This is a genomic window from Bacillus sp. BR3(2024) (assembly GCF_039134555.1).
Lineage (GTDB): Bacteria > Bacillota > Bacilli > Bacillales > Bacillaceae_G > Bacillus_A > Bacillus_A cereus.
The window spans coordinates 1,859,673-1,886,291 of record NZ_CP152433.1 but is presented as its reverse complement, the minus strand read 5'-3'; the positions used below and the strand labels follow the sequence as shown (position 1 = coordinate 1,886,291).

Sequence of the window (26,619 nt, the reverse complement as noted above, 5' to 3'; positions counted from 1 at the left end):
CGCAAGCATTACACTTACGTTTTTCCAAGATTGAAGTGAGCTAATAATTATCGATAGATGTCCTGGCTAATTCACGTTTCACTTTATCCATTCACTTTTTCTGCCTGCCAAAAATATTCACCAAATGCTTTAGCAAGTGCATCAATTGATCGATTCAATTCTTCCTCTGTATTATCTACACCGCCAACTTCTATTAATATCGCTTGTCCTGATAGGTCTTGATTATAGATTCCATTTCCTGTCTGAAACCCTTTTTGAATGACCCCACGGCTCACTCCTGGATATTTCTTATTAATCGCCTCATGTAAAGCTGTCGCTAATTGTAAGTTTTTTTCATAGTTTTTATTTCCTTTCCCTACTACAAATGCAAGCTTTGCATATGATTTATCTCCAATTGTTTTTGTCGTTACATTCTTTCGGGCACTATCACGATGCAAATCAAAAAAGTATTGAAGATCTTTATTTCCAGCCATAGCTTGCTGCACAATTTCTCGTGACATTTTATACGAACTATTACTGTTTAAACCTTTACTTATTAACTTTTGACCAACATCACTCTTATCGTTAGTAGCCCCAATCCCTTCACCTTCTAGTTGTTCACGGAAACGATCTCCTAATATAGAAATATTCGACACAGAACTCGTTGCTTTATTCGGATTCGGGTCATTCGTTAAGTTAAGTAAAGGTAAATAAGATTCCCAGCTATGTGTATGATAAATAAACGCAACTTGTCTCTTCCCAGTCGTTTGGGACGGCTGTTTTTTCTCTTTATTCGTATCTTGTTTAGGTGCTTGTCCAGTTCCACTAGTCCGTTCCTTCACTACTTCTTCAAGAGGAACACTCGACTCTATCGGTAAGTTAGAATAATTTGTACCCTCACCCGCAATAACAATTTCTGTATCGTACTTACCAAATCCCGGGAGCTCTTTCCCGACAAAACTGCGTACATCATTAAAGCGAATATTTGTAGCCATAGAAAAGAGAAAAGAAGAAATTGAAAAATCTTGATTCAAATTTCGATACTCCTGTGTAAAATAATGATTCTCTTTTCCAAGTACATACATGTAACCATTCATCGATAACTCATTTAACCAATTATATAAATACGTTGACTTTGTCTCTTTCATAGAGGTTACCATCAGACTAATAAGAAAAAAAGTCGCTAGCACTGTAGTAATAACAAATAAAACTAACTTACGCATATTTGTAAACTTCATAAAAAAAAAGCCCCGATTCATACTATCACCTCTCTATTTCAAGTTATGTACAAGCCCTAGAGAATAGACCGTTAAAATTTCGGCTATATTGTTAATGAGGTGAAATGAATTGAAGCTATTAATAGGAATATTACCAATCGCTCTATCATTCATTTTTTATTTGTCCGCTAAGCAACCAAAAATCTCTATTGTGCTACATATTTCTGCGTACTTGGCACTATATGTACTTGGTACAATTATTTCCATTAATATATACGATGTTTTAATACAAGATTTAGTTTTCATGACGAGCATTCATGGAATTTTACTGAATCCATTTTTCCTTATTGCAGGAGCGTATATAGGAACATACACTTTGTACCTACTTTTGTCTCACATTATTATGAAAATAAAAAATGGAGCGTAATGAAATGCAACCACCATTTATCTGTCATACATGCAAAAAAAGAATTGTGAGAAAGAAAGACCTTATTACAGCCACATGGTACTTCCGCTTTTATTTATTTCACAGTGATTGTTTTAAACGACAGCAAGTGTTTATCTCACGATTTCTCCCTGTGAATACACTTTTCAATTTCTTTCTTATTATATATGGACTTATTTTTGGCAGTATTCTTATGATTACAGAACCATCTATTATTTGGCTGACTTTCTTTTTTCCTATTTTTTATCGGTTTCTTTCTCATTATTATGTTGAACGTTTTTTCTCTACATAACGCGCAGACTGACCTCTCGGAATACTTAAACATTCCCACTCATTTTCTTTTAACATCTTCCCAATGTAAATAATCTGACCAATATGCAATGCATAATGAGAAATTTGCCTTTCAATTGCTTGCATGACAGTATGTGCTTCACCGCGAATGTATACCGTCTTCAATAAGTGTTCCGGCGTTAAAGTATTCATCATATTAAAAACATATTTCCATCCTTCTTGCCAAGCTATAAGGGTTTCTTCTTTTGAATGATAGCATCCTTCAAATTCACCATCTCGATTACGATCTGTTTTTTCACCATCAGACGTTAAAAAATCCGTCCATCTAGAACGCATATTACCGTGCAGATGCTTAATAATAATCGCTATACTATTTGTTTCTTCATGAGAAGACCATTGTATTTGTTCATATGATAATTGAGAAAGTGCCCGTTCCCCTTGTTTCTTTGTTGCTTTAAAGTTCGAAATCGCACATTGCAAATATTCTCGTCCGATATCCATATTAGCCCCTACCTTCACCCTAGCTAATTTTTGTTCCATTTGGCAATTCCATATTAGGCTGAAGTAACACAACATCATCAGCTTCAGGAACACCACCAAGCACAAGCACTTCTGATTTGAATCCAGCTACACGCTTTGGTGGAAAGTTTACAACAGCAACGATTTGTTGACCGATTAAATCTTCTGGAATATACCTTTTCGTAATTTGAGCACTTGACTGCTTTATCCCGATTTCTCCAAAATCTATTGCTAGTTTAATCGCTGGTACTCTCGCTTCTTTAAATTCCTCTGCATGTATTACAGTTCCAATTCTCAAATCCAAATTTAAAAAATCTTCAAAATTAGCCATTTATCATTCCCCCCAATTATTACTTAGACAAAATACAAAAATCCCCTTCAAAAAAAGAAAGGTGCCTAAGCACCTTTCTTTTGTAATTCACTTGATTCATTTGATTTATAGAAGAAGAAACCGAGAATCCCGCCAATACATGATGGAATTAACCATCCGATTCCTTCGTTATATAACGGTAACATTTGTAGTACATTAGAAATCGCGTCAATTTTAATTTTCGCACTTTCTAAACCGTTAAAGAAACTAATTAACAATGCACCTAAAATAGCTCCAATATAAATTGTATTACGCTTCCCAATCCACTTATGGAAATACGAAAGTACGATTAATACAATTGCAACTGGATAAATGATCATTAACACAGGTAATGTTACTGCGATTAATTGTGTTAAACCTAGGTTAGATACAATTAAACTAAATACACATACCATTGTTACAATCGTTTTATGCGAAAGTTTTGGGAATAAGTTTGTAAAGAAACCTGCACACGCAGATGTTAACCCAACAGAAGTTGTTAAACAAGCGAGTATAATAACAAGCCCTAATAAAATTTTACCACTCGTCCCATATAGCTCATTTACAACATTCGTTAAAATAAGGCCACCGTTTTCTGAGATACCAAGTGATGTACTTGTTGAACCAAGATAAGCAAGTGATAAATAAATTAACGTTAAACCAAGTACAGCAATAATACCTGATACTACTGTTATTTTTGCAATTTGACTACTCTCTTTTATCCCTTTAGAGCGGATAACTTGTACAACGACAATTCCGAATACAAGCGCGCTAATTGCATCCATCGTTAAATATCCTTGAATAAATCCACCAAAGAAAGCATTTTCTTTGTAAGCAGCTAACGGCGCAGCTGGCTCTCCAATTGGATCAATAATTGCCTTTCCGACAATAACAGCGACAATTAATACTAATAATGGTGTAAGAAACTTTCCGAACCAATCCACTAATTTAGATGGATTTAATGATAAATACCACGTTATTCCGAAGAAAACTATCGTGAAAAGAAATAGCATGTACCACTCTGAAACCATTGCCTCTGATAAAAACGGCTTCATACCCATTTCAAACGAAACAGCTCCAGTACGAGGAATCGCGAAAAATGGTCCAATTGCTAAATAACTAATCAATGGGAAAATAAACGCAAATATAGGGTGGACTCTAGAAGATAGCGCTTTCAAGTCCCCCTCTACAAACGCGACAGCTGTTACAGCTAGTAGGGGTAATCCGACTCCCGTTACAAGGAATCCTATTGTAGCAATCCAAACATTCTCTCCTGCTTGTTGACCTAAAACTGGCGGAAAAATTAAATTTCCTGCTCCTAAAAATAATGCAAATAGCATTAAACCAATTGCTACCGTATCACCTGGCCTTAAACGTCCCTTCATGCTCTTCATTTGCATAGCACTTTTTCATTGTTTATCTCTATATTTTACAATATGCTATGCATCCTCCTCTCTGCTCAAGATGATAAAATATGCCCCTTACAAAGCAGTGTCTTTCTCCATAATTTCTCCATTCCCCTTATTTTTACTCTAATCATTAATACAATTATTATTTTGAATTTTGATTTTTTTGAATTTTTAAATCATTAGAGTGTTATTACGTGGAGTGTAGATGTCAGACCTCTTTGTTTTTATCACACATATAGTAACATATTTAGTTGCAAAATAAAAACATATTTTCAAATTGATTTTTTTGAAAATCGAAATTATCTACATTTTTTATTCTCTTACACAAATATTGTTACAATCTCACCTATTATTCAATTGTTATTTTCAAATAACTTTATACACGTAACATACAAAAGCCATCTAATATATGAAGTGCACCCCAATTGTTAGACACAGTCTAACAATTGGAGGTGCATTTTTTATGGCTAAATTTTCTTCAAAAGAAAAAATCCAAGCGGTGAAACGATATTTAGATGGTACAGAAAGTGGAAAAATAATTGCTAAATCTATAGGAGTTAACCCTAGCGTACTTCGTGAGTGGATTAGACGATATGAGTCTTCAGGTGAAAAGGCCTTTGAAAAGTGCTATACATTCTACCCAGCCCAGTATAAACTAGATGTACTTTATTATATGAATGAACACGGGACATCTATCAGAGAAACAGCGGCACTTTTCAATATACCGTCTTATGAAACACTTCGGAAATGGAAAATAGCTTATGAAACAGGAGGATTGGATGCCCTACAATTAAAGAAAAAGGGGCGTCCAACCATGAAAGATAAAAAAATAAAACCAGTAGATGAAGGATCAATCGAAGCCTTACAAGCGGAAAATGAGCGTTTACGTATGGAAAATGCATATTTAAAAAAGTTGAATGCCTTAGTTCAAAACAAAGAAAAATCACCAAACAAGACAAAGCGCAAGTAATCTACGAGTTAAGGCATGAATTTCCTATCAAGGAGTTACTTCAACTCGCAAACATTCCACGTAGTACGTACTATTACTGGATGAAACGTTTTAATCGTCCTGATCCAAATGCGGAGGTAAAAGAACTGATTCAAGCTATTTATAATGAACACGATGGGTGTTATGGTTATCGTCGTATTCGTGATGAACTTATGAATCGTGGACACAAAGTAAATCATAAAAAAGTGTATCGCCTTATGAAAGAATTAGGGTTAAAATGTCTGGTTCGTATGAAAAAATATCGCTCTTACAAAGGGACAGTTGGGAAAATTGCGCCAAATATTTTAAATCGCAACTTCCAAGCTGAAAAACCAAATGAAAAGTGGGTTACAGATATTACGGAGTTTAAATTATTTGGGGAGAAGTTATACCTATCACCAATGTTGGATTTATTTAATGGTGAAATTATCACTTATACAATTGGCCCCAAACCGACCTATTCCCTTGTTTCAACGATGTTGGACCAAGCACTTTATTGTGTAACCGATCCGGATAAACTCCTCATTCACTCTGATCAAGGTTGGCACTATCAAATGAAACAATACCGTCATTCTCTTAAGAATTGTGGCATAACTCAAAGTATGTCTCGCAAAGGAAACTGTTATGACAATGCCGTTATTGAAAATTTCTTCGGTATCATGAAATCGGAATTTCTGTATCGAAAAGAATTTGAAAGTATAACACATTTCAAACAAGAATTAGCAAAGTATATAGAATACTATAACCATAAAAGAATTAAGGCAAAATTAAAGGGTATGAGCCCAGTACAATACCGGGCTCATACCCTAGAGGCTGCCTAATGAAACGACCTGTCTAACTTTCGGGGGTCACTTCAATATAATTAGATGGCTTTTGTATGTTACTCTATCGTTTCAACTTCACGTGGATTTTTCATCTCTTCCACATACACAACTCTAAATCCGTGATCTTCTAAATCTTTCAATAATGTCTCTAATTCACCGTCGTTAAACTCTTCTCCTAATGTAAACATAATTCTACGAACTAATAAGGCATCATTATCAAAAGTCATCAAACTTTGAATACCAGTGTATTTCTTTAAAACTGTCGATAATTTTTGGATTGCTCCATTATAGTCTTGCGTTCCAATCATAACAGAGTATTTACTAGAGTGAACGCCCCATGCATCCTCTAATAACTCAAAAACTTTTTTATGCGTTAAAATTCCAAGGAAAACCCCTTTTTCATCAACTACTGATAAATAAGGCAATTTTTTTATTGTAAAAAATACTTTAAAGAAAGATGAATCTTCTCTCACAAATCCTTCTTTATCGTTTAATAATTGTATTACACTCTCATCAAGTGATCCTTTATATTCTAAAATATCTACTTTATATATATTCCCTAAAAATTTCTCTTTTTTTTCATCTAAAACTGGTACACAACGATACCCCGTTTTATTTAAATGCTCTAACGCTTCCCCAATCGTAATCGAACTTGAGCACAGTAAAACTTCCCTTTTCGGCACGTAATTCCCTTTAATCCTCATAAAAAGCCTCCTTATGTTAAAATACTTTCTGTGCCATAACTATATTATATTTTCAGAAAAAAATAAATGATTTATTTTATTTTTCTGAAAATTATTCATTTTCTTGTCATAATTTATTCATGAATCCTTCACTTGTATATTTTTGCTATCAAATCTTCTCTCTGAATTACTAAATGAAAAATATATTGTAACTTCTTTCAAAAAAAGCTAAAATAATAATAAGAATTTTCTGAATATTCTAAGAGCAGGTGGTTATATGTCCTTATTACGCTCACATATATGTAAATTTATAATTGGTGTTATTGTTATTTTTGCCATAAGTCCTATTCCAGCTCTTTTTATTACACACAATTACTCTTATCAAAATGGATTTATTAGCATTTTTCAAAACTTCGCACAGCTTTCTTCTATATCAATTCCAAAGGTTGATTGGATGCATGAATCTATCTTTTTCTCAGCAAACCAAATGATACATACTTCTAATCATTCAACACCATTATTCCCTTACATATGGGAAATATATTTTATATCGATTGTTCGTTTTACTTTTACCCTTGCGATCGGATTTTTCATAAGTTTGGGTATCGGCCATTTATTTTTCAAAGTACCTAACTCGTTTAAAAAGTTTACTACTGTATTGAAATGGATACCTTACTCTTTTTGCACTGTAGTATTACAATGTTCAGTCTTATTACTACTTCTATACATCGCACAATTTATAAACCTTCCTTACTACTCATCATTTATCATCGTATGTAGTACTTCCATGATTATCGTTATGCAAGCAGTAAAAAAATGGATTCCTTTCTTAAAAAACACAAATGAATATGAAATAAAACATGATTCTTTTCTTGTAGACACATTGTTTTTAGCGCTTACTTCAAATCATAAATCAATTTTAGGTTCCATTATTCTTTCATTCGTTTTTATGGAATGCGTTTTTCATGCAAATGGACTGTTACAATTTATCGTTCAATTTGGCGGAAATTCACCTATAATTGTTACAATCGGCTTATTACTACTCTATATCCCATATAGCATACTTTCTTTCCTTCAAACACTATGGACCACAAACTACTCCAAGCAACAGTCATACACTTTAACGAGAAGTGTTCCAAAACCTTAATTTAAAATAACCCTCTATAATCTAAAAGTAGGGGGTTATTCCTTTTGTATAGCGGACAAAATAACAGCAAATTCAAAAACTATTACAGAAACATACCAATATTTCCCCTTTTCCTTTGACTATTCTTTTCATTTGGATTTATTATAAAAGTATAACATAATTGCAGGAGGTGACATCTTTATTCCAGACCTTGGAATGGAGAACACGCTTGGACATATTAAATATTTTTCTCATCTTTGTACTTATTCTTATTTCTGGCTTTTTCGTTGCATCAGAATTCGCTGTTGTAAAAGTACGAAAAAGTCGAATTGACCAACTTGCAAATGAAGGTAATAAACAAGCTTTAGCTGCAAGAAGCGTCCTATCTAATTTAGATGTTTATTTATCAGCTTGTCAGCTCGGAATTACAATCACTTCTTTAGGGCTTGGTTGGCTTGGTGAACCGACTGTGGAACATATACTACGACCGCTCTTTGAAAAAATTAATATTACTGGAACAATGGCTAACACTTTATCTTTTGTTATTGCTTTTAGTGTTATTACATTTTTCCACGTTGTATTAGGTGAATTAGTTCCAAAGTCTTTCGCAATTCAAAAAGCAGAAGCAATCACACTCAAATTTGCAAGACCGCTTATTTTATTTGATAAAATTATGTATCCATTCATTTGGCTACTCAATAGTACAGCTATATTTTTCACAAAACTACTCGGATTAGAACCTGCGAAGGAAAGTGACCTTGCTCATTCTGAAGAGGAATTGCGACTCATTTTAGGTGAAAGTTTTAAAAGCGGTGAAATAAACCAAACCGAATATAAATATGTAAATAACATTTTTGAATTTGATGATCGAGTTGCGAAAGAAATTATGGTTCCTCGTACCGAAATGATTTGCTTGTCTACTGAAAATACGTTAGAAGAAAATATGGATATCGTCGCTACTGAAAAATATACACGCTATCCAATCATTGAAAAAGATAAAGATGATATCATTGGGATGATCAATACGAAAGAAGTATTCCATGATCAAACGAAAGGTATTTATAAACCACTTGAATCTTATATACATCCTGTTCTAACTGTATTTGAAACAGTTCCAATTCGTAAAACGTTAGTCCACCTTCAAAAAAATCGCGTTCAGATGGCAATCGTTATGGATGAATATGGTGGTACTGCCGGACTTTTAACGATGGAAGATATTCTTGAAGAAATCATTGGAGAAATTCAAGATGAATTCGATGCTGATGAATCACCTATGATTGAAAAGCGTACACCTAAGCTTACTGTTTTAGATGGAAAGGTGCTTATTTCTGAAGTAAATGATATGTTTGGCCTACATATTGATGATAGTGATTTAGATACAATCGGAGGATGGCTTCTCTCTCAAGCAGTTGACTTAAATATTGAAGCTGGCTATTCCATTGAATATGCTGGTTTTCAATTTAAAGTATTAGAACTTGATGGACATCAAGTCAAAAAAGTTGCTGTACATAAACTAGATATTAAAAAGGAGCTATAAAGTGACTGTTTTATTAACAATTTGTATCATTGCCTGTTTCGTTGTTTCATTTCTCGCCTTTATTTATCCAATTATCCCTGGCATACTAGCTGTCTGGGCTGGATATTTGATTTACCATTTCGGTATAAATGGAGGCGAATTAACAACTTCTTTTTGGATTATTCAAGTCATTTTCACTCTTTTCATTTTCGTTGCTGATTTTATTGCAAATGGATATTTCTTAAAAAAATACGGTAGTTCTAAATGGGGCGAACGTGTCGGAATGATTTCTATCATTGTCGGCTCGTTCTTCTTCCCACCATTCGGACTTATTATCATACCGTTCTTATCAGTATTTATAACAGAACTAGTACATAAAAAATCGCCAAAAGATGCTTTTCTAGTTGGAGTCGCTACTGTAGTTGGTTTTTTAAGCAGTACAGTAGCGAAAGCAATTCTCCAAATCATTATGATTATCATCTTCTTGTGTTATATCATCTTTTAACCATCCCGACTTCGGGATGGTTTTTTAATATGCAATACCTACTCGACTATTTTCATATATATTTTTCTTACATAGATCCCATGCAAAGTGTGCTGTATCACCCACTGTAATTTTTGATCCACCCTCTGGCAATATATCTTTTTCAGTTCGATATACCTCTGTCGCCTCACCATCTATTAAATGTGTCGGACAAACAACTGTCCAACATAAATTATTACTATTACTTAGTACCTTATATGCAGCCAAATGATCTTCCGCTGCCGTTGTCGTTTTCCTTTTTGATTCCGTTGATTGAAAACGATATAAATTTAGATCTGTTCTTGCTTGTAAAATACCAGCTGTTCCTATTGTTATGATCCTACGAACCCCATCTTCTTCCATTTTCTTTATAATTTGTGGCATACTCTTCGCTAATGTTCCATTTTGATCCGTTCCAAGTGCACTAATTACTATATCACTTCCTTCTATCGCTTTCTTTATATCATTTTCGTTCAATACATTCCCTTCTATCACTCTTAACCTTTCATGTTGTATTTCTATTCTATTTAAATCACGCGCTAATGCAGTCACTTCAGCTGAATCCTTTAATGCTAAATTAATTATGTTTGAACCTACTCGTCCTGTTGCTCCCAATATACATACTTTCATTTGTTTTCCCCCTCTTTCATTCTCTTTCTATTTTTCAATAATCTCAGTCAATTTACAACAAAAAAACTTCCTCATATATAAGAGGAAGCTTTATTATTACTTTATTTCTTTTCTTTAGAATCAGTAGACTTCTCGGTTCCGCTTGTTTCTTTATCCTTTTTGTCCTCTTGTTGTGTTGTTGTGTCGTCTTCTTTCTTCTTGTCCTCACCTTTACTACAACCTACCATTAATAAAGAACTTGCAAGTGCCATAGCAGTTAATGATTTAACCCATTTGTTCATTTGCGTTTCCTCCTTGTGATAGAATATGTACAACCTCATATTACTCTCTATTTTTAAAGGAGAGATTGAAAAACAGTAAATATACGGTAAATTTTTGTAAATTTTCCGATAACAAAACCTAATTTTAATTTATATATTTCATTTCCAATCGATACACAATAAAACTAGTTTTTTCTCTCAATGGACGTAAAAAAACTAAGGCGCATACCATTTCGCCTTAGTTTCTCATGCAAATTTTTCATTTTCATATAGATGTGTAATCTTATATTCCTTCTTCATAACATATTGCCACACACTATAAGCGTAACGGTTCATTTTCAGGAAACAATTTTCCAAAAATGAGCGAAACTCTGGGTTAGCAACTTCCACTGCAACTTGAGCAAACTTTAAAGCTAATCGTTTCAAATGCGCAATATAACTGGTTGCAATATGAATATCCCCTGTATATTTACTAACTGTTTCCTTTCCCATTTCATGCAAATCAAACTCCATTGTTTCACAGGTTATATGCTGCACATTCTCTCCTTCTTGAAAATTTACTTGTTCATTATATGCTTGTAACATATATGGTAAATGGTGCTGTAATAGATTTTTTAATTCTTCGTCTCTGACCTTTCCAGCATACTCTCCAACCTTGTATATTAGCATATAACTATATTTCATTAATTCTTTCATACAGTCCATTAAAGCGCCTCCCTTCTCTTTTGTCCATATACTATAAATATGATGCTAAAACATTCGCTATTCTCGCTAAAAACCAATCCCATCTACTAATTTTCTCAAAATCTTCTTCAGAAAATCGTTTTGATTTATGAAAGTCTACCTGTAATCGACTCCATACTTCATCAACAACTGTTTTATCATATATGATACAGTTAGACTCACAATTTAAATAAAAACTTCTATTATCAAAATTCGCTGTCCCAATATCAACAATTTCTCCATCAATAATTGTTACTTTCCCATGAAAAAATCCATTTCGATATTGATAAATCTCCGCTCCAGCATGTAACATATCTTTCAAATATGGATAGGCAGCTTGTTTTAACAATATGGCATCACTTTTAAATGGCACGAGAATTTTCACATTAACACCACGATTTAATGCAGCTTTTAACTCTTTCACCATTTCTTTACTTGGTACAAAATATGGTGTAGCGATAATTAAAGACTTTTTAGCCTTTTTTAAAAGTGCCCCATACTTTTCCCATAAGCCTTTTCCATTTGAAAATAAATATTGATATTTCACATTCCCTAATGTAGGTATACTTTCATGTATAGGCATTTTTTCTCCTGTATCTTCTTTCCAATCTTCGGCGAACTTTCTTTCCATATCCGCTGCACCCTCACCATGGATGCGCACGTGATAATCACGCCATGGCCCAAACTTTGGATTTTGTCCAAGGTACTCCTTTCCGATATTAAAACCACCGACGTATGATACCTTTCCATCTATCGTAACAATACGTCTATGATTCCGTTGATGCAAAGAATAGAACACATTTTTCAGTTTCGGTTTTTTACTAAATGTAAACTTCACACCGTTTTCCTTTAATCGGCTAATTACCTTTTTCTTCAGCTTATATCCACCTATCCGATCGACTGACAATTTCACTTCTACTCCGCTAGATGCTTTTTTCTCTAATAACTGTAAAAACTCTTGGCTTATTTCATCTTTTCCTACAATATAAAAATGGATATATATATACTTTTCTGCATCGTTTATATCCTCAAATAATTTTCTATATAACTCTTCACCGTTCGTATATAATTGAAATTCACCTAATCGAACTTGTCCTAATTCATATTCACTAGCCATTTCCTTCCCCATTTCCACATCGATGTTCATCCAAATGAATACACCTATTAAACAAAGGATTATAGCGAAAAAGTGCTTCATGGATAAATTCCTTTCTCCACTTACTGTTATTTCTATATCTTCCCTTTTTTATTACATTATCATTCAAGAAAATATGTCATTGCATGATATATGTCCATATCAAACAATAGCTCATTTGCATATTGTATGTTGTATCTTAAAATAAAAGGAGGAAATAACAATGGGCTTCGCACATGGTAATGGATTTGCGCTATTAGTCGTATTATTTATCCTCTTAATCATCGTCGGTGCTGCTTGCTTCTGCTAAGTAGCTACTGTCATATGATATGTGGATGAAAAAACTATAAAAGCGGACACCTATTTTTAGGTGTCCGCTTTTCATTTTAAAACCATTTCCGACTGCTATAGTAACTTAAATGGCTAAATATTCATCTCAAAAGGTTAACAATGTGGCTACTTTCTTACTCTCTGCCTTACGTATATGACGCTGTTCTGCACGTAACACAGCAATACGATGTAATTCTTTCTCTTCTTCTGTTTCAGGGATAACACGCGGTACTGGAACTGGATTATTTTCCTTACTAAGTGCCACAAAAGTAACGAATGACGTTGCCGCTATACGCTTCTCACCTGAAATTAAATCTTCAGCTACTACCTTCACAAATACTTCCATCGAAGTTCTTCCCGTCCAAATTACGAAAGATTCATAACTAACACAATCTGAAGAACGAACAGGATGTAAGAAATCGACCCAGTCCATAGATGCTGTGACACATTCCTTTCTCGAATGTCTGGATGCTGAAATAGAAGCAACCATATCCATCTCCGCTAATATCTTCCCACCAAATAGCGTGTTATGATCATTTAAATCTGTTGGGAATACTCGGCTCGTTTTGAACACCCTTGACTCATTGGCTGTTTTCCCCTTTACTTCTGTCATTGTTATCACCCCTTTAATGATTTATCCCTAATATTTCAATAATCACTATACTAAATGAACTACACGTTTAATATTAACAACATTCAGAACTTTTAGTCCACAAAAAAGAACCGATTTTATCAATCGGCTCCTCTAAATACATATTGTTCTTTCGGCTGTTCAACTTTATTCCATTTTGTTACTTCTAATACAGGAATATTCGCATGAAACGGCTGATAAAACTCAGTAGTTATCTCTCCTTCTACTTGAATCCATTCATCATTATTCCACTCTACGCCTTCTGGCTTTTTCACTAACATACCATACACACCAGAATCTGCTACGCAATGTATAATACCGAAACGGAATAAGAAGTATTGTTCTTTTTTAGAAGAATCATCCCTAAAAACAAACCCTTTAAAAGATAATTTTTTCCCAGTAAACTCGCCAGGATAATTATAAATTGTTTCCATACCCTTTAGGAAGTCTTCATCTTTCAAATTAATATTGTCTTTCGTAACAAACTCTTTCTTCCCTTTTTCCATTACACCACGGTATCCTTCTTTCCCGTAATAAATGCTCGTATCAGGTCTTAGAAATTGTCTTGTCATAAATGGATCCTTACTTTCTGCTTGTGCAACAGGAAAGTGAAATCCTTTCGCTTTAACAATATCCGAATCTAACGTCGCAATTGGGAAAAATAACCCTGAGATAATTGGAAAACAAAACAAGGAGTACGAAAATGCTTTTTTCCACCATGTATTCTCATCTTTTGAATGATCATGCCCGCAATGGCTATGGTCACAACTGCAATCATTTTTCTCTTTTTCCTTTTGGTGCTCTTTTTGGAAAACGACGATAATTTGTATAATCGTTAAGAAACCTAAAATAATTGCTGCTGTTGTTGATAAATAGGCATACTTCATATTGATATACTTCGTAATGTTACCGGAAATATGAAGCTGCGCAATTAATATTGTAAAACCTAATAATATATATGCTCGAAACATAACCTACCACCCCATCGCATAAATGAGTAGTGAGCTTGCATAAACAACAAGAGTAACTGTAACTATAACAACAATTACAAATTTAGTTTTAAATGTCGCAAGCATCATAAACATATTTTTAATATCCACCATCGGTCCGTAAACGAGGAACGCGACAAGTGAAGCTGTTGAAAACGTACTTTGGAACGAAGAAGCGATAAATGCATCTGCCTCTGAACAAAGTGATAATATATAAGCAAGTCCCATCATAACAGCTGATGAAGAAAACGGACCTTGTCCAATAGCAAGAAGTGTTGAAGTTTGTACAAACGTTTGTACCGCTGCTGCAATTAACGCACCTAGTACTAAATATTTTCCCATTGAGAAGAATTCCTCAACAGCGTGTGTACATACATCCCACATTTTTTTACGCAGTGGACGCTTATTATTCACTTCTGGGAAGTGATCATCTCTTAATTGATGTTCTTTAAACATAAAGGATAATATAATTCCAACGATAATGGCTACGATAATCGCTACAATAGAACGATACCATACCATGTGCATACTACTCCCAAAGGCAACATAAGTAGCAAATAATACAACTGGATTAATAATAGGTCCAGTTAACATAAATGCAATCCCTGCGTATGGTGGAACGCCTTTTCCAATTAATCGTCTTACAATCGGAACAATTCCACATTCACAACCTGGAAACAACATACCTAAAAAAGTAGCTAATAAAACAGACAGAAATCGGTTCTTCGGCATCCATTTTGCCACCATATCTTCTGTCACGAACATTTGAATGAATCCTGAAATAAATACACCAATGAGCACGAAAGGAAGTGCTTCGATCAATATGGAGATAAAAATTGTATTCATTTGCAGGAATGCTTTCGGTAATTGAAACAATTCCATGATGTATTTCCTCCAACTTTTCATTAACAATATGTAATTTTAACCCCATTTCATTAATTGAACAAGGTTTATATGGCATACATACCCTTTATATACATTACATTGTACAAGTTATATTCTATTCAAAATTTGAGATTTCATAGCAAAAAAGCTGCTCTAGCGTAGTTATATAACTATGCTAGAGCAGCTTTCTTATCGTTAAAAGTAACGTTTCTTCCAAAAAACAAAAGCTAACGTGAAAGATAGTGTTACACATATGATGAGTACAATTACAAAACCGTGGGCTTCCCCTTCAAACGGAACCTTTACGTTCATTCCAAAGAAACTAGAAACCATCGTCGGTAAAGATAAAATGATCGTAATTGACGTTAACAGTTTCATAACACTATTTAAATTATTTGATATAACGGAGCTAAAAGTATTCATCATTCCACTTAAAATGTGACTATATATTTCCGCCATTTCAATAGCCTGTTTATTTTCAATTAATACATCTTCTAATAAATCTTGATCGTCTTCATACATTTTTAAAAATGTACTATTACGCATTAACTTTTGAATTACAATTTTATTAGCCTTTAATGACGTTGTAAAGTATACTAAACTTTTCTCAAGGCCTAACAATGTGAAAATCTCTTTATTTTTCATTGACTGATTTAATTGATGCTCTAAATCAATTGTTTTTCGATTTATTTGCTTTAAGTATCTTAAATAATAAGTAGAAATCGTATATAAGAGCTGAAGTGCAAAGCGCGTCTTCTTAAACGTATAAAATTCTTTAATACGTTGATTAATAAAACGTTCAAAAATTGGATTCTCTTCTAAGCAGATTGTAACAAAACAATCCGGCATCACAATCATACCTATTGGAATCGTGTCATAAATCGAATTTCCTTCTTCATCATGTCTAACTGTCGGAATATCCACGATAATTAAAGTATTATTGTCTTCCTTTTCAATACGAGAGCGTTCTTCATCATCCAAAGGGTCTTTAATGAAATCTAAGTCTACATTTAAAGTTTGTACTAGATATTGAATTTCTTCTTCTGTTGGATGAAGTACATTAATCCAGCACCCCTTTTGCATTTCCTCAATCTCTTGTAGTTTTCCGTTTCGGTCTGTTAAATATATATTTAACATACTATCACCCCGATTCTTTTTACATGTAGGAATCTACCTCTCTTAAATCACAGTTTTTAAACCGCCATTCTCAGCATATGAAACATACGTTTAAATTTCAATAGAAAAATTATTTTGAAAACGTTTTTATAAGAAAAATATTATAAAGTGAAACTTTAATCAGTGGGGGGCTTCATCCTCACTAATTATTAGCCCTTACAAATCGGGCTTTTACGGGTTATCCGCCCCCAACCAAACTTCTTTTCTTTCGCTGAATTGTGCGGTGAGGGTCTCACTGCCCGTTAAAGCGGGATAAACATAGAAAAAGACAGAGTGCTCTCTGCCTTAAAAGCTTATGTTGCCTTTATAACATATTTAGAAAGCATCCACAAGTTAAACCCGACTGAAATCGTATAGCCCGCGTATGTTGAAATGATAAAACTTACATAATCGAAATACGGAAGCAATACAATATTTAAAACTATCTTCACAATAATTCCAATCACTAGTCCTAGCACCGTCTTCTGCTGTTGATTGATTCCTTGTAGCATAGCAGCCGTTACTGTAAAAAGAGAAAATAGTATGCAAGCAGGAGCATAATACTGTAAAATGATTCTCCCCATCTCTGGATCATTTCCAGCACCGAATAAAAGAGTATATACAGGTTTGGCTAACACCATCATTCCAATTGCCGCCGGTACCGTAATTGCTACTACTAATACATTTGTTCTCGTAAAATGTTTGTACAATAGCTTCGTATTTCCTGCTGTATAAGCTTTCGTCATCTCTGGTACGAGAGACATACTAAAAGCTGTCGCAACGGATACCGGGATAAGTACAACCATTTGAACAAGACCAATTATCGCATTAATTTTTTCCGCTTCTCCTTGCATATACCCTATTTGTATAAGTAGTTTATTAATTGTAAATGTATCAATCGTCTGATACAACGGAATTGCTAAGCCCACCACAACAAAAGGAATAGAATATGTAAAGAGCTCCTTATACAATGAGAAAAAAGATTTCGTTGTTTGTGGTATACTTTCCATCTCTTTTTTCTTTAAGTGCCTTCTCCTTCTTATATAATACGCACTTAAAACAGTTAATCCACCTACAGCTCCCATAAATGCACCGAACGTTGAAATACCAACCGCTAGCGAAACAGAAGCTTTTAAAACATATAAAACGACAAAGCTTCCTATTAAAATGGTTAAAACCCGAAAAAATTGCTCTACAACTACACTTAATGCAGAAGGCCCCATCGATTGGAATCCTTGAAAGAAGCCCCTTAATAAACTCATTACTGGCACAAGTATTAACGCAAAACTTACAATTCGAATATTAGTAGTAACCGCTCCTACACTATTCCCCGTTTGATCATTCCCATCGATGACAAGTTTAGCTAAATGCGGAGCTAGCATATATAACGTAAAACACGAAATGACTCCCATTATAAACATAAACACGATTCCACTTTTCAACACTCTCTTAACCGTATGATAATCATTCAGTTGATCATATTTTGATACCATCTTTGAAACAGCTAGCGGTAATCCCATTGTTGCTATACTGAGCATGATGGTATAAGGACGATATGCATATGTGTATAGAACGTAACCACTCGTACCGACCATCGCTGTAAATGGTATAACATATATAAACCCTAACATTTTTGATATCATCGTTGCCATCGTTAAAAATATCGTTCCACGTATAAACGGTGACCCTTTCATCACATTCCTCCGCTACGCTTTATTATTACACATTATGGACAACTCCTTTTCTTTAGAACCGAAACAAACAAAAAAAGCCAATGAAAAATCATTGACTTTAACGCGCTGCTTTTTTCTTTTTGAAATATTTTAAACCAAAGTATAGAGCAATAAAAAGAACAGCTCCTATAATTATGTAATGTGTGTAATCAGATGCATACTCTTTAATTTGTCGCCAATTCCCACCAAGTTTTTCACCTAAGTATATAAATAGAATTGACCATGGAATGATCGCTACAACCGTATAAAGTGTAAATAGTTTTAATGGCATCTTAGCTAGTCCTGCTGGAATAGAGATCGCATGACGTACTACTGGGATAAAGCGCGCAGAAAATATTACGCCTGCTCCATAACGCTTAAACCAACCTTCCGCTATGTCTAAATGATGTTTATTAATAAGTAGATATTTCCCATATTTCTCTACAACCGGACGCCCTCCGTAGTATCCAAGCCAGTATAAAAAGATTTGCGCTAAAGTACCACCAATCGTTCCGGCGATAACTGCACCCACAAAACTAATTTTACCATTCGCTACTAAAAAGCCAGCATACGAAAGTACAATTTCACTCGGGATTACTTCAATCATTAAAGCAAGAGCTACTCCAAAGTAACCTAAGCTTGCAAAAAATTGCAATAACTGATCTATTATGTTTGCTAACATGTTCTTTTTTATCTCCTTTTTTCTTCACATACCATCCCATTATTACATAAAGGCTGCAATCTGCCAATATCTTCATTTTAACAATATGTACAATTCAAGCAGGATTAATCTATTAATTTCTCTTTCTGCGGATCTTTCATGTAGGCAAACATCTCTTTAATTTGGTCTTCTGTATTTCTAGCAATTGATAAATTAGGCAATTCATTTTCACCAAAAAACTCCACCTCTTCTGTTTCAATACTAGTTTTCTTTTCTCCACCAATAATCTCGCATCCAATGAAAATCTTATATACATGCGTCGCCGATGGAGATGGTTGATGTTTTTCTTTATCAAATATAGCTAGTAACTTAAAATGATCTACCTCATAACCAGTCTCTTCGAAAACTTCTTTTGCTGCAACTTCGGTTGGCGTGTAACCGACATCAGCCCATCCACCTGGCAATGCCCATTTCCCATCGCTTTTTTCTTTCACAAATAATAACTTTTCATTTTGAAAAACAACCGCTCTTATATCAACTTTAGGTGTTTGATAGCCTGTCTCACTTGCAAATAATTTCTCTACGACTTCCCAATCTGTTTTCGTGTAATGTGACATCATTGAAATAGAAATATCTCGTAATTGCTGGAAACGCTCAATATCATGCACATCCTTAGAATACGTTAAACCCGCTTGAGCTATAGATTGTATTTGTTTTACCCAATCAATCCATTTAATCGTCATATATCCGCATCCCCATTCTCTATCAAATATATTACTTCATTTTTATTGATACATCTTTATTATACAAAAAAAAGAGATTGATAACGTTTCAATCTCTTTCAAATTTAATCTAATTCATGTAAGTGGTCTTGTATATACTTTCTTCTTTTATTTATATATTCATAAATCATATCAGCCTCTTGATCAAATGTTTCTAATTTTTCTTTCATGTATGGATCTTGTAGTAAATATGGGCGAATCAATTCACACAACCCTTCTACTTTCGGCCTCATAAACGAAACTGTGAATTGATTTTCTAATATTTCTTCCAAAATACTTCGATACTGCTTTCTAAATACAGGTATGTCTAGCAATCTTGCACTTAACGTATTATACCCTTGAATGCGAATATATTCATGATTAAGTGGTCTCCCTTGTACATCTCGCCCCCAAGTCGCATCATAATCCCACGGTATAACTTCAAATAAATTTGTTTCATCGTTATGATATAGTGCATAGTTATGAACGAAACCATCAAAGTTTTGCGTAAAAATAACTCCTGCTAACCATCGTAAATATTTATCTACATGTAGAAACTTCCCAATTTCTTTTTCATAGGCTTCCCTCGTCAAAGTATTCGCTTGAAATACAAATTCACTCAGTTGTTCTTCACTATTTTTATTCGAATATTTAAATTCATAACCCGCAAAGAGCTCTGTCTTAACATCTTTATCTCGTTCACTCATTAATGAAAAATTCGCATCATCATCTATCGCATAATAAATAGAACCACTCGGTAATCCTCTATTTTTCAAAAAATTTTCATCAACCGATTCTAACTGTAAATACACACCTTGAATTTGACCATTAATTTTTATAAATACATGTTGTGATTTTGGCGAAAGTACACCAATATCATGAAAAAAATCTAAAGATAATTTATTTCGTATGAGAGACGGATCCATAAACTCCGAATTCAAATGAAACTCTTTCGCACCTTGAAATTTTTTAGGCTTATAAAACATAACATGATAAGACTTTTTCTCAAATTCGCGAATATGAGCTCCTCGGTATACGATATCAATATCATACTTCTTTTTTCCATAAGTTAATTTTGCTGGCACTGGACTATCTGACCAAATGTCCTTTTTCAATTCCACTAAGTACATTGGATGAACAAAAAAATCATATGAAGGCAGCATGTTTTCTCATCCCTTCTCAGTTCTCTTCATTCAATGTATGCGCCTTGTCTTGTCCATACATCCGCAATCATCTATTTATATAAAATTACACTCTTGTCCTGTTCAGAAAGATGCCTACATACATATCATGTTAAGGAAAAAGAATACCTTTTCACTTTAATACATGATAAGGAGGATTTCTATGAAACGTGATATTAGAAAAGCTGTTGAAGAAATCAAAAGTGCTGGGATGGAGGATTTCTTACACCAAGATCCAAGTACTTTTGAATGCGATGATGATAAATTCACTCATCATCATTGTACAACTGGATGTAAATGTACAACTGGGGGTAAATGTCCAAGAACAAGATGTACTCGAGTGAAACATTGTACGTTCGTTACAAAATGTACGCACGTAAAAAAATGGACATTTGTTACGAAATGTACACGTGTACGTGTTCAAAAATGGACGTTCGTTACGAAAGTAACGCGTAGAAAAGAATGCGTATTAGTTACAAAACGTACTCGCAGAAAACATTGTACATTCATTACAAAATGCATACGCTTTGAAAAGAAATTTTTCTGGACAAAACGAAGTTTCTGTAAAAAATGCGAATTCTTCCCTAACAGACACGGTCACTCTTGCGATGATTCATGTGATCATGGTAAAGACTGTCACGATAACGGACACAAATGGAATGATTGCAAAGGCGGACATAAATTCCCATCTTGCAAAAATAAGAAATTCGATCACTTCTGGTATAAAAAACGTAACTGCTAGTTTTTATACCACCCAAAAAAGGCCGTTTTGCGGCCTTTTTTACATTTATTGAAAGTGACTTATATCTGCAAATTGTTTCACTTTACCAATACCCTCTTCAAATTCTATTATGCTCAAACTGGCACTATGCATAAATGGATCATCCCACACATTTTTTATTTCAATTCCCGCGAAATGCCCTACAAGTAATTTTGCTGCTGCCGCATGAGAAACAATCAATATGTTTTGTCCTTTATGCTTCTCTAAAAGAAGCTGCATCCCTTCAATTACTCTTTCATAAACGGCCTCAAAATTTTCGCCTGATGTTGACTGAAAAAGATGTGGCTCATTCCAAAACAGATGTACTTCTTCTGGAAATTGCTTTTCTATATCCGCGATTGTTTGTCCTTCCCATATACCCATGTTGATTTCATAGAAATGCTCATCCGCTATAATGGGTATATCACGTTCCCCCTTTATTAACTCTGCCGTATGAAGTGTTCTTTCGCTCGGACTACTATAGATCGCATGGATTGGTAAATCTTTCATTCGATTCCCTAATTGTTTCGCCTGAACTATACCATTTTCAGTTAAAGCAGAATTTTTCCGTCCCTGCATTCGCTTCGCTACATTCCACTCTGTTTCACCATGCCTTGTTACATATATAGTTGTTTTCATTTCTTACTCCCCCTCACCATGTTGGTCGTAATTCCCACGGTTCAACTCTCCCTACAATCCACTCCGCTCGTTTACTTTCAATCCCTTTTATAACTCCATCAGCTATCTCTTCATGAGTAAGCCATCTTCCATATGTATCTTCTAAAATAAAACCTAAAATAATTCTATGATAAATACATCGCGTACTCCCTATTTTTTGTGCAGGCATACGTGATGCTTTACTACCTAAAATATGAAATAAACTATATGTTTTAGACGACAAATCTAGTTCTTTACAAATATTTGATAGTGCATGCTTTGCACTTGTGTGTACCCATGCAACAACTAATGTGATTGGGCCATTTTTCTTAATTGTACTTTTAATAGCTAGCTTTACATCTTCATCATTATGATAATCTAACGAAAGGCATGTAATATTTTCTGGTGCAGAACTCATTCGCTTAACATTTTCTAATTTCACTTCATCTCGCCCGATAATAGAAACATAAAATCCTTTCTCACAAAGCCACATAGAAACTTTCTTTAGCATTCCTGTTCCACCAATTACAAGTGCATGCAAATGCTATCCCTCCCTAATAAAATGTCATATGAGGTTTCTCATCTCTATAATAATTTAAACGGTCTTGCAGTGTCCCTGAGTGAAACTCAAATTTATGACCGTCAGGATCAACAAAGTATATAGATTCGCAATCTCTTACATCACGTTCTCTTCCTTGTAAAATATGAACATCATTTTCTTCTAATCGCTGTATTAGACATTTAAAGTCTTCTTGTTCAACAGAAAATGCAATGTGCGTATAAGATTGATGAATCTCATTTCTCGGAATATGCGTCTCTTCATTAAGCGCTATCCATACTCCACATATGTTAAAATAAGCCAATTTTCTTCCTTTAACTAATAATTCTCCTTCTAATACTTTTTCATAAAACATAATAGAGTTTTCTAAATTAGATACCGAAAAACAAATATGATTGATTCCCCTTAACAACTATAATTCCTCCTTATACAAATAAAAGATGAGCGAAAATTCACTCACCTTTCATTATACTATTTTTTTGTAATATATGCCCATTTATAACTGAAGTCCCCGCCAAACGTATGGTTAGCAATGCCTTTTACAAACGGCTTCTCTAAATAAGCTGTACTTTGTTGGTACGTAGGAGAAATTGCTGCGTCTTGACCAATTAAGATTTTTTCAGCTTCCGCAAGTGCATTCCAGCGTGCTTTATCATCTTTTAATAGCTCTCCTTTTGATTTCGCTACTAAATCATCATACTTCGGATTAGAATAATCCATTTCATTAAATGAGCTTCCAGTAACAAACATATCAATATAAGTCATTGGATCCGGATAATCAGGGCTCCATGCAGATAATGAGAATTCGTATTGGAATTTCTTTTCTAAATCTAGCTTTTGCTTGTATGGTTGCTGTTTCAAATTTACTTTAATACCAGGCAAGTTTTTCTCTAGTTCTTCCTTAATAAAGTCGCCTACTTTTTTACGGCTACCGTTATCATCGTTTAGTAATTCAACCGTAATTGTATCTTGACCAAGCTCTTTCTTCGCTTCTTCCCATAATTTTTTTGCTTTCTCTGCATTATCTTTACTATCACGGAAGTTTTTATTTACAGAGCGGAAATCTTTTCCATCCGGACCTGTCGTGAATTTTTCAGGTACTAAGAAATATGCTGGCAATGAACCGTCATTTAAAATGACATCAGCAATTCCTTTTTTATCGTATGCTAAATCAATCGCTTCACGTACTTTTTGGTTTTTAAATGTTACATTTTTTTGGTTAAAACGCAAGAAATATATGCGTGGATCTAACTTCGTTTTAAATTCATCTGGCTTATTCTTTTTATATTTATCAACAAATTCAGAAGTTAAAATAACTCGATCTGCTTGATCACTATCATATAAATTTACTCCCGTGCTTGTTTCCTTCACAATACTTACATTAATTTCGTCTAATTTTACAGTATCTTTATCCCAATAATTAGGATTTTTCTTCAACTGATAATTTTGTTCATGTTTCCATTGACTCATTGTAAATGGTCCATTATATAATAATTTATCTGCTTCTAATCCGTATTTATCTCCTTGCTCTTTCACATATTTTTCATTTAATGGGAAAAATGTAGGGAACGACGTAAGCTCAAGAAAATAAGGTGCTGGTTGCTCTAATTCTACTACCAACGTTTTATCATCCTTCGCTTTAACACCCAATTGATCTGCTGGTAATTCACCTTTATTTACTTTCTGTGCATTTTTCACATCAAATAAAATGAATGCATATTCTGCCGCTAATGCTTTATCTAATGTACGTTGCCATGCATATACAAAATCTTGTGCTCGAACTGGATCACCATTTGACCATTTCGCATCACGTAATTCAAATGTATATGTCTTTTTATCTTCACTAATCTTCACATCTTTTGCCATACCTGGTGTTGGTTTATTATCTTTATCTAGACGATATAAACCTTCCATTGCATTTACAAATACACGGAAAGATACAGAATCTGTTGATTTAGATGTATCCATTGAAGGAATTTCAGCTGTTTCTAGCAAATTTAAAACTTGTTTATCGGCCATTCCCTTATTCGATTCTTTCTTCGTTGTCGAAGCCTTCTCACCATTCCCACATCCTGCAACCAATACACTCGTCGTTAACGCAAGTGCAGCAATTGTTGTTGTCTTTCTCTTCATTCTTCCTTCCCCCAATCTATATGTATAAGTTAAATCCTATATAATATATTTCATTATACAAAAAATTCTGATTATTTTAAATATTTATTTTAACAAACATAGAAAAAAGCGATCGGAAATTTCTTTCCAGCCGCTTTCTTGAATAGCATTTACTTGTAATCCATCCTCTATATCAAATGGATTTTGAACTTTAAATATTTCTTCCATCAGCTTCAAAAACTCTTCTTCAGTTTTAGATTCACCATTAACCATAAGTGAGTATGGTTCCACTTCACCTAATTTATAATCGACAACAAATTGAATCTTCACCTTTTGTCTTGGCGTTCCGGTGTTATACCCTTGGAATTCTACTAATTCTAACCCTTCCGTTCCACGATAATATATCCAACCTGAATTTTGAAAATAATTTTCGAAAGATTCACCTATTGAAAAGAAAGGATATTCATAAAGCGAGCTTGTACGAACCTTTTGAATAACGTCTCGATCAGTCGGAAAAAAGAAATGGCTAAAAAATATGCTAGCAACTGCTAAAATAGTAACAATTGTCGCTCCCATTTTGCTCGTTCCGCCGCTATCATTGATTAGATAGTTTTCAACTGATTTATCTTTTATTTCTCTTGCTTTTATTCGGTATATACGTCTTTCCACAAATTGATAGTATAATCCATTTGCAAAAATCCCCATTCCAAACAGAATAAAAATGAGTAATAAAAACGTAAGAGGCACCATATTAATGATTGGCAACGCTACATTAAATCCCATATAATACGAAAATGCATCACACGCTACTAATAACAACATAAATAAAGCAGCTGGTACATAATACTTACGATATCCTAGCCAGCCTATATTGAAAATAGCAGCCCAACCATTCCAGCTCCACCTAGCAATCCGCTTATTCTCAAGATCCCATTTCCTTTTGTAATACGGATATTGTCTCCCTACATATACTTCCAGTTCTTTATCTATTAACGAGCTACCTTCCTCTTGTTCATTATCCAAGTTTCGCTGACAACTTGCACAATTTAACTGTTCCTCCTCGCAAGGTTGCCCACAATTTATACATTTCAAAACAATCCCTCTTCCCATCCATACGTCATTTCAAAATACCTTCGTGTTTTAATAACCACTCTTTCCTCCATAAACCACCAGCATATCCAACAAGCTTTCCACTCTTTCCTATTACACGGTGACATGGAACAATTATTGAAATTGGATTCCGACTATTTGCCCCTCCTATTGCCCGTACAGCTTTTATATTTCCAACTTTCTCTGCAATATCTAAATATGAAGCACTTACGCCGTATGGAATAGTATAAAGTGCATCCCATACATTTTTTTGAAATGCTGTTCCCTCCGCAGACAGCGGGACCGTAAACTCTTTTCTTTTCCCTTTAAAATATTCATCTAACTCATTTATACATTGTTCTATCATTTCATTTTTATTTTCTTCTTGTCGTTCATCAACAAATATAACAGACGTAATTCCTTCTTGATTCGCTGTAATTTCAAGCAAACCTACTTCGCTTTCATAATAAGCCTGGTACATATGCCATCCTCCAATTCAGTTCATATTAGTCATTGTAAC

The 26,619-nt window shown here is 34.1% G+C and carries 31 protein-coding genes; 8 read left to right on the top strand and 23 right to left on the bottom strand.

What is annotated here, in order from left to right; genetic code table 11:
• Window positions 1-83: 83 nt before the first annotated feature.
• Window positions 84-1,238, bottom strand: coding sequence for a stage II sporulation protein P (locus V7S45_RS09805; protein WP_001079278.1), 1,155 nt, complete (start codon window positions 1,236-1,238; stop codon window positions 84-86).
• Between the two features lie 88 nt (window positions 1,239-1,326).
• On the opposite strand from V7S45_RS09805, the gene V7S45_RS09800 reads away from it, so the two are divergent.
• Together V7S45_RS09800 and V7S45_RS09795 are read left to right on the top strand one after the other, a co-directional pair.
• On the top strand, window positions 1,327-1,623 hold the full coding sequence (locus V7S45_RS09800; protein ID WP_000770738.1) for a hypothetical protein: 297 nt from the start codon (window positions 1,327-1,329) through the stop codon (window positions 1,621-1,623).
• A 4-nt stretch (window positions 1,624-1,627) separates the two neighbouring features.
• Complete coding sequence (locus V7S45_RS09795; RefSeq protein ID WP_257116005.1) at window positions 1,628-1,933, top strand: permease; 306 nt, start codon at window positions 1,628-1,630, stop codon at window positions 1,931-1,933.
• On the opposite strand, the gene V7S45_RS09790 is transcribed toward V7S45_RS09795, so the two are convergent.
• The 3 genes from V7S45_RS09790 to brnQ form a co-directional block, all read right to left on the bottom strand.
• The gene (locus V7S45_RS09790) at window positions 1,906-2,472 is read right to left on the bottom strand and encodes a DUF1572 family protein (RefSeq protein ID WP_025687892.1); all 567 of its coding nucleotides are present in this window, start codon (window positions 2,470-2,472) and stop codon (window positions 1,906-1,908) included. The genes V7S45_RS09795 and V7S45_RS09790 overlap by 28 nt on opposite strands.
• Entirely contained in the window at window positions 2,453-2,782 is a 330-nt protein-coding gene (csaA, locus tag V7S45_RS09785; RefSeq protein ID WP_001263013.1) for a chaperone CsaA, read from the bottom strand. Before csaA ends, V7S45_RS09790 begins: the two co-directional genes overlap by 20 nt.
• Before the next feature lie 65 nt (window positions 2,783-2,847).
• The gene (brnQ, locus tag V7S45_RS09780; protein WP_001999653.1) at window positions 2,848-4,200 is read right to left on the bottom strand and encodes a branched-chain amino acid transport system II carrier protein; all 1,353 of its coding nucleotides are present in this window, start codon (window positions 4,198-4,200) and stop codon (window positions 2,848-2,850) included.
• Between the two features lie 472 nt (window positions 4,201-4,672).
• On the opposite strand from brnQ, the gene V7S45_RS09775 reads away from it, so the two are divergent.
• A protein-coding gene (locus V7S45_RS09775) for an IS3-like element ISBth10 family transposase (RefSeq protein WP_085963707.1) occupies window positions 4,673-6,018 on the top strand; the annotation gives its coding sequence in 2 pieces (ribosomal slippage) (window positions 4,673-5,114 and window positions 5,114-6,018; 1,347 coding nt in all).
• Between the two features lie 59 nt (window positions 6,019-6,077).
• Here V7S45_RS09775 and cbpA read toward each other — a convergent pair.
• Window positions 6,078-6,725: a cyclic di-AMP binding protein CbpA gene (gene cbpA / locus V7S45_RS09770; protein ID WP_001220526.1), complete on the bottom strand. Its 648-nt coding sequence runs from the start codon at window positions 6,723-6,725 to the stop codon at window positions 6,078-6,080.
• A 256-nt stretch (window positions 6,726-6,981) separates the two neighbouring features.
• Between cbpA and V7S45_RS09765 the strand changes: the two genes are divergently transcribed.
• The 3 genes from V7S45_RS09765 (at window position 6,982) to V7S45_RS09755 (ending at window position 9,851) form a co-directional block, all read left to right on the top strand.
• The gene (locus V7S45_RS09765) at window positions 6,982-7,851 is read left to right on the top strand and encodes a hypothetical protein (RefSeq protein WP_000055268.1); all 870 of its coding nucleotides are present in this window, start codon (window positions 6,982-6,984) and stop codon (window positions 7,849-7,851) included.
• A 208-nt stretch (window positions 7,852-8,059) separates the two neighbouring features.
• A complete protein-coding gene (locus V7S45_RS09760; RefSeq protein WP_342761761.1) occupies window positions 8,060-9,367 on the top strand; it encodes a hemolysin family protein in 1,308 nt (435 codons plus the stop codon).
• A 1-nt stretch (window position 9,368) separates the two neighbouring features.
• Window positions 9,369-9,851 carry a DUF456 family protein gene (locus tag V7S45_RS09755; RefSeq protein WP_000217339.1) on the top strand — a complete coding sequence of 161 codons (483 nt, stop codon included), beginning with the start codon at window positions 9,369-9,371 and terminating at the stop codon, window positions 9,849-9,851.
• A gap of 24 nt (window positions 9,852-9,875) precedes the next feature.
• On the opposite strand, the gene V7S45_RS09750 is transcribed toward V7S45_RS09755, so the two are convergent.
• The 4 genes from V7S45_RS09750 to cls all read right to left on the bottom strand — a co-directional run bounded on the left by V7S45_RS09750 (window position 9,876) and on the right by cls (window position 12,680).
• Window positions 9,876-10,499, bottom strand: a complete 624-nt coding sequence (locus V7S45_RS09750; protein ID WP_000861645.1) for an SDR family oxidoreductase — start codon at window positions 10,497-10,499, stop codon at window positions 9,876-9,878.
• A gap of 101 nt (window positions 10,500-10,600) precedes the next feature.
• The gene (locus tag V7S45_RS09745) at window positions 10,601-10,780 is read right to left on the bottom strand and encodes a hypothetical protein (RefSeq protein ID WP_001045960.1); all 180 of its coding nucleotides are present in this window, start codon (window positions 10,778-10,780) and stop codon (window positions 10,601-10,603) included.
• A 225-nt stretch (window positions 10,781-11,005) separates the two neighbouring features.
• Window positions 11,006-11,464 (bottom strand): spore coat protein, encoded by a 459-nt coding sequence (locus V7S45_RS09740; RefSeq protein WP_000340527.1) that lies wholly within the window; start codon window positions 11,462-11,464, stop codon window positions 11,006-11,008.
• Window positions 11,465-11,495: 31 nt separating this feature from the next.
• The gene (gene cls / locus V7S45_RS09735) at window positions 11,496-12,680 is read right to left on the bottom strand and encodes a cardiolipin synthase (RefSeq protein ID WP_002023919.1); all 1,185 of its coding nucleotides are present in this window, start codon (window positions 12,678-12,680) and stop codon (window positions 11,496-11,498) included.
• A 160-nt stretch (window positions 12,681-12,840) separates the two neighbouring features.
• Here cls and V7S45_RS09730 point away from each other — a divergent pair, with 160 nt between their 5' ends.
• Window positions 12,841-12,927 (top strand): YjcZ family sporulation protein, encoded by an 87-nt coding sequence (locus tag V7S45_RS09730; protein WP_000505094.1) that lies wholly within the window; start codon window positions 12,841-12,843, stop codon window positions 12,925-12,927.
• A 126-nt stretch (window positions 12,928-13,053) separates the two neighbouring features.
• On the opposite strand, the gene V7S45_RS09725 is transcribed toward V7S45_RS09730, so the two are convergent.
• The 8 genes from V7S45_RS09725 to cotH all read right to left on the bottom strand — a co-directional run bounded on the left by V7S45_RS09725 (window position 13,054) and on the right by cotH (window position 20,904).
• Window positions 13,054-13,560: an acyl-CoA thioesterase gene (locus V7S45_RS09725; RefSeq protein WP_000141164.1), complete on the bottom strand. Its 507-nt coding sequence runs from the start codon at window positions 13,558-13,560 to the stop codon at window positions 13,054-13,056.
• Window positions 13,561-13,679: 119 nt separating this feature from the next.
• Window positions 13,680-14,549 carry a TIGR03943 family protein gene (locus tag V7S45_RS09720; protein WP_025687474.1) on the bottom strand — a complete coding sequence of 290 codons (870 nt, stop codon included), beginning with the start codon at window positions 14,547-14,549 and terminating at the stop codon, window positions 13,680-13,682.
• 3 nt (window positions 14,550-14,552) lie between these two features.
• Window positions 14,553-15,449, bottom strand: a complete 897-nt coding sequence (locus V7S45_RS09715; RefSeq protein ID WP_000418716.1) for a permease — start codon at window positions 15,447-15,449, stop codon at window positions 14,553-14,555.
• 198 nt (window positions 15,450-15,647) lie between these two features.
• Window positions 15,648-16,589, bottom strand: coding sequence for a magnesium transporter CorA family protein (locus V7S45_RS09710; protein ID WP_000932389.1), 942 nt, complete (start codon window positions 16,587-16,589; stop codon window positions 15,648-15,650).
• Window positions 16,590-16,921: 332 nt separating this feature from the next.
• Window positions 16,922-18,301 carry a polysaccharide biosynthesis protein gene (locus V7S45_RS09705; RefSeq protein WP_000678845.1) on the bottom strand — a complete coding sequence of 460 codons (1,380 nt, stop codon included), beginning with the start codon at window positions 18,299-18,301 and terminating at the stop codon, window positions 16,922-16,924.
• Between the two features lie 97 nt (window positions 18,302-18,398).
• Window positions 18,399-19,001, bottom strand: coding sequence for a DedA family protein (locus V7S45_RS09700; RefSeq protein WP_000880691.1), 603 nt, complete (start codon window positions 18,999-19,001; stop codon window positions 18,399-18,401).
• A gap of 104 nt (window positions 19,002-19,105) precedes the next feature.
• Complete coding sequence (locus tag V7S45_RS09695) at window positions 19,106-19,723, bottom strand: NUDIX hydrolase (protein ID WP_342761760.1); 618 nt, start codon at window positions 19,721-19,723, stop codon at window positions 19,106-19,108.
• Between the two features lie 104 nt (window positions 19,724-19,827).
• On the bottom strand, window positions 19,828-20,904 hold the full coding sequence (cotH, locus tag V7S45_RS09690; protein WP_000938001.1) for a spore coat protein CotH: 1,077 nt from the start codon (window positions 20,902-20,904) through the stop codon (window positions 19,828-19,830).
• A gap of 181 nt (window positions 20,905-21,085) precedes the next feature.
• On the opposite strand from cotH, the gene exsB reads away from it, so the two are divergent.
• On the top strand, window positions 21,086-21,664 hold the full coding sequence (gene exsB, locus V7S45_RS09685; RefSeq protein WP_025687476.1) for an exosporium protein ExsB: 579 nt from the start codon (window positions 21,086-21,088) through the stop codon (window positions 21,662-21,664).
• A gap of 45 nt (window positions 21,665-21,709) precedes the next feature.
• Here the strand turns inward: exsB and V7S45_RS09680 are convergent, their stop codons facing one another.
• From V7S45_RS09680 to V7S45_RS09655, 6 genes are all read right to left on the bottom strand, one after another.
• Window positions 21,710-22,321, bottom strand: coding sequence for a phosphoserine phosphatase 1 (locus V7S45_RS09680; protein ID WP_025687477.1), 612 nt, complete (start codon window positions 22,319-22,321; stop codon window positions 21,710-21,712).
• Between the two features lie 13 nt (window positions 22,322-22,334).
• On the bottom strand, window positions 22,335-22,880 hold the full coding sequence (locus tag V7S45_RS09675; protein ID WP_000543118.1) for a short-chain dehydrogenase: 546 nt from the start codon (window positions 22,878-22,880) through the stop codon (window positions 22,335-22,337).
• Between the two features lie 13 nt (window positions 22,881-22,893).
• A complete protein-coding gene (gene fosB, locus V7S45_RS09670; RefSeq protein WP_000943769.1) occupies window positions 22,894-23,310 on the bottom strand; it encodes a FosBx1 family fosfomycin resistance bacillithiol transferase in 417 nt (138 codons plus the stop codon).
• A 59-nt stretch (window positions 23,311-23,369) separates the two neighbouring features.
• Window positions 23,370-25,031: a peptide ABC transporter substrate-binding protein gene (locus V7S45_RS09665; RefSeq protein ID WP_025687478.1), complete on the bottom strand. Its 1,662-nt coding sequence runs from the start codon at window positions 25,029-25,031 to the stop codon at window positions 23,370-23,372.
• A gap of 84 nt (window positions 25,032-25,115) precedes the next feature.
• On the bottom strand, window positions 25,116-26,102 hold the full coding sequence (locus V7S45_RS09660; protein ID WP_002164561.1) for a DUF2628 domain-containing protein: 987 nt from the start codon (window positions 26,100-26,102) through the stop codon (window positions 25,116-25,118).
• A 25-nt stretch (window positions 26,103-26,127) separates the two neighbouring features.
• On the bottom strand, window positions 26,128-26,580 hold the full coding sequence (locus V7S45_RS09655) for a methylated-DNA--[protein]-cysteine S-methyltransferase (protein ID WP_000283912.1): 453 nt from the start codon (window positions 26,578-26,580) through the stop codon (window positions 26,128-26,130).
• Between the last annotated feature and the right edge of the window lie 39 nt (window positions 26,581-26,619).

Bases quoted from the DNA above. Each gene is read 5' to 3' on its own strand.
- V7S45_RS09805 (WP_001079278.1), bottom strand. From the start codon at position 1,238: ATGAATCGGGGCTTTTTTTTTATGAAGTTTACAAATATGCGTAAGTTA.
- V7S45_RS09795 (WP_257116005.1), top strand. From the start codon at position 1,628: ATGCAACCACCATTTATCTGTCATACATGCAAAAAAAGAATTGTGAGA.
- V7S45_RS09790 (WP_025687892.1), bottom strand. From the start codon at position 2,472: ATGGAACAAAAATTAGCTAGGGTGAAGGTAGGGGCTAATATGGATATC.
- csaA (WP_001263013.1), bottom strand. From the start codon at position 2,782: ATGGCTAATTTTGAAGATTTTTTAAATTTGGATTTGAGAATTGGAACT.
- brnQ (WP_001999653.1), bottom strand. From the start codon at position 4,200: ATGCAAATGAAGAGCATGAAGGGACGTTTAAGGCCAGGTGATACGGTA.
- cbpA (WP_001220526.1), bottom strand. From the start codon at position 6,725: ATGAGGATTAAAGGGAATTACGTGCCGAAAAGGGAAGTTTTACTGTGC.
- V7S45_RS09765 (WP_000055268.1), top strand. From the start codon at position 6,982: ATGTCCTTATTACGCTCACATATATGTAAATTTATAATTGGTGTTATT.
- V7S45_RS09750 (WP_000861645.1), bottom strand. From the start codon at position 10,499: ATGAAAGTATGTATATTGGGAGCAACAGGACGAGTAGGTTCAAACATA.
- V7S45_RS09745 (WP_001045960.1), bottom strand. From the start codon at position 10,780: ATGAACAAATGGGTTAAATCATTAACTGCTATGGCACTTGCAAGTTCT.
- V7S45_RS09740 (WP_000340527.1), bottom strand. From the start codon at position 11,464: ATGGACTGTATGAAAGAATTAATGAAATATAGTTATATGCTAATATAC.
- cls (WP_002023919.1), bottom strand. From the start codon at position 12,680: ATGAAGCACTTTTTCGCTATAATCCTTTGTTTAATAGGTGTATTCATT.
- V7S45_RS09730 (WP_000505094.1), top strand. From the start codon at position 12,841: ATGGGCTTCGCACATGGTAATGGATTTGCGCTATTAGTCGTATTATTT.
- V7S45_RS09725 (WP_000141164.1), bottom strand. From the start codon at position 13,560: ATGACAGAAGTAAAGGGGAAAACAGCCAATGAGTCAAGGGTGTTCAAA.
- V7S45_RS09720 (WP_025687474.1), bottom strand. From the start codon at position 14,549: ATGTTTCGAGCATATATATTATTAGGTTTTACAATATTAATTGCGCAG.
- V7S45_RS09715 (WP_000418716.1), bottom strand. From the start codon at position 15,449: ATGGAATTGTTTCAATTACCGAAAGCATTCCTGCAAATGAATACAATT.
- V7S45_RS09710 (WP_000932389.1), bottom strand. From the start codon at position 16,589: ATGTTAAATATATATTTAACAGACCGAAACGGAAAACTACAAGAGATT.
- V7S45_RS09705 (WP_000678845.1), bottom strand. From the start codon at position 18,301: ATGAAAGGGTCACCGTTTATACGTGGAACGATATTTTTAACGATGGCA.
- V7S45_RS09700 (WP_000880691.1), bottom strand. From the start codon at position 19,001: ATGTTAGCAAACATAATAGATCAGTTATTGCAATTTTTTGCAAGCTTA.
- V7S45_RS09695 (WP_342761760.1), bottom strand. From the start codon at position 19,723: ATGACGATTAAATGGATTGATTGGGTAAAACAAATACAATCTATAGCT.
- cotH (WP_000938001.1), bottom strand. From the start codon at position 20,904: ATGCTGCCTTCATATGATTTTTTTGTTCATCCAATGTACTTAGTGGAA.
- exsB (WP_025687476.1), top strand. From the start codon at position 21,086: ATGAAACGTGATATTAGAAAAGCTGTTGAAGAAATCAAAAGTGCTGGG.
- V7S45_RS09680 (WP_025687477.1), bottom strand. From the start codon at position 22,321: ATGAAAACAACTATATATGTAACAAGGCATGGTGAAACAGAGTGGAAT.
- V7S45_RS09665 (WP_025687478.1), bottom strand. From the start codon at position 25,031: ATGAAGAGAAAGACAACAACAATTGCTGCACTTGCGTTAACGACGAGT.
- V7S45_RS09655 (WP_000283912.1), bottom strand. From the start codon at position 26,580: ATGTACCAGGCTTATTATGAAAGCGAAGTAGGTTTGCTTGAAATTACA.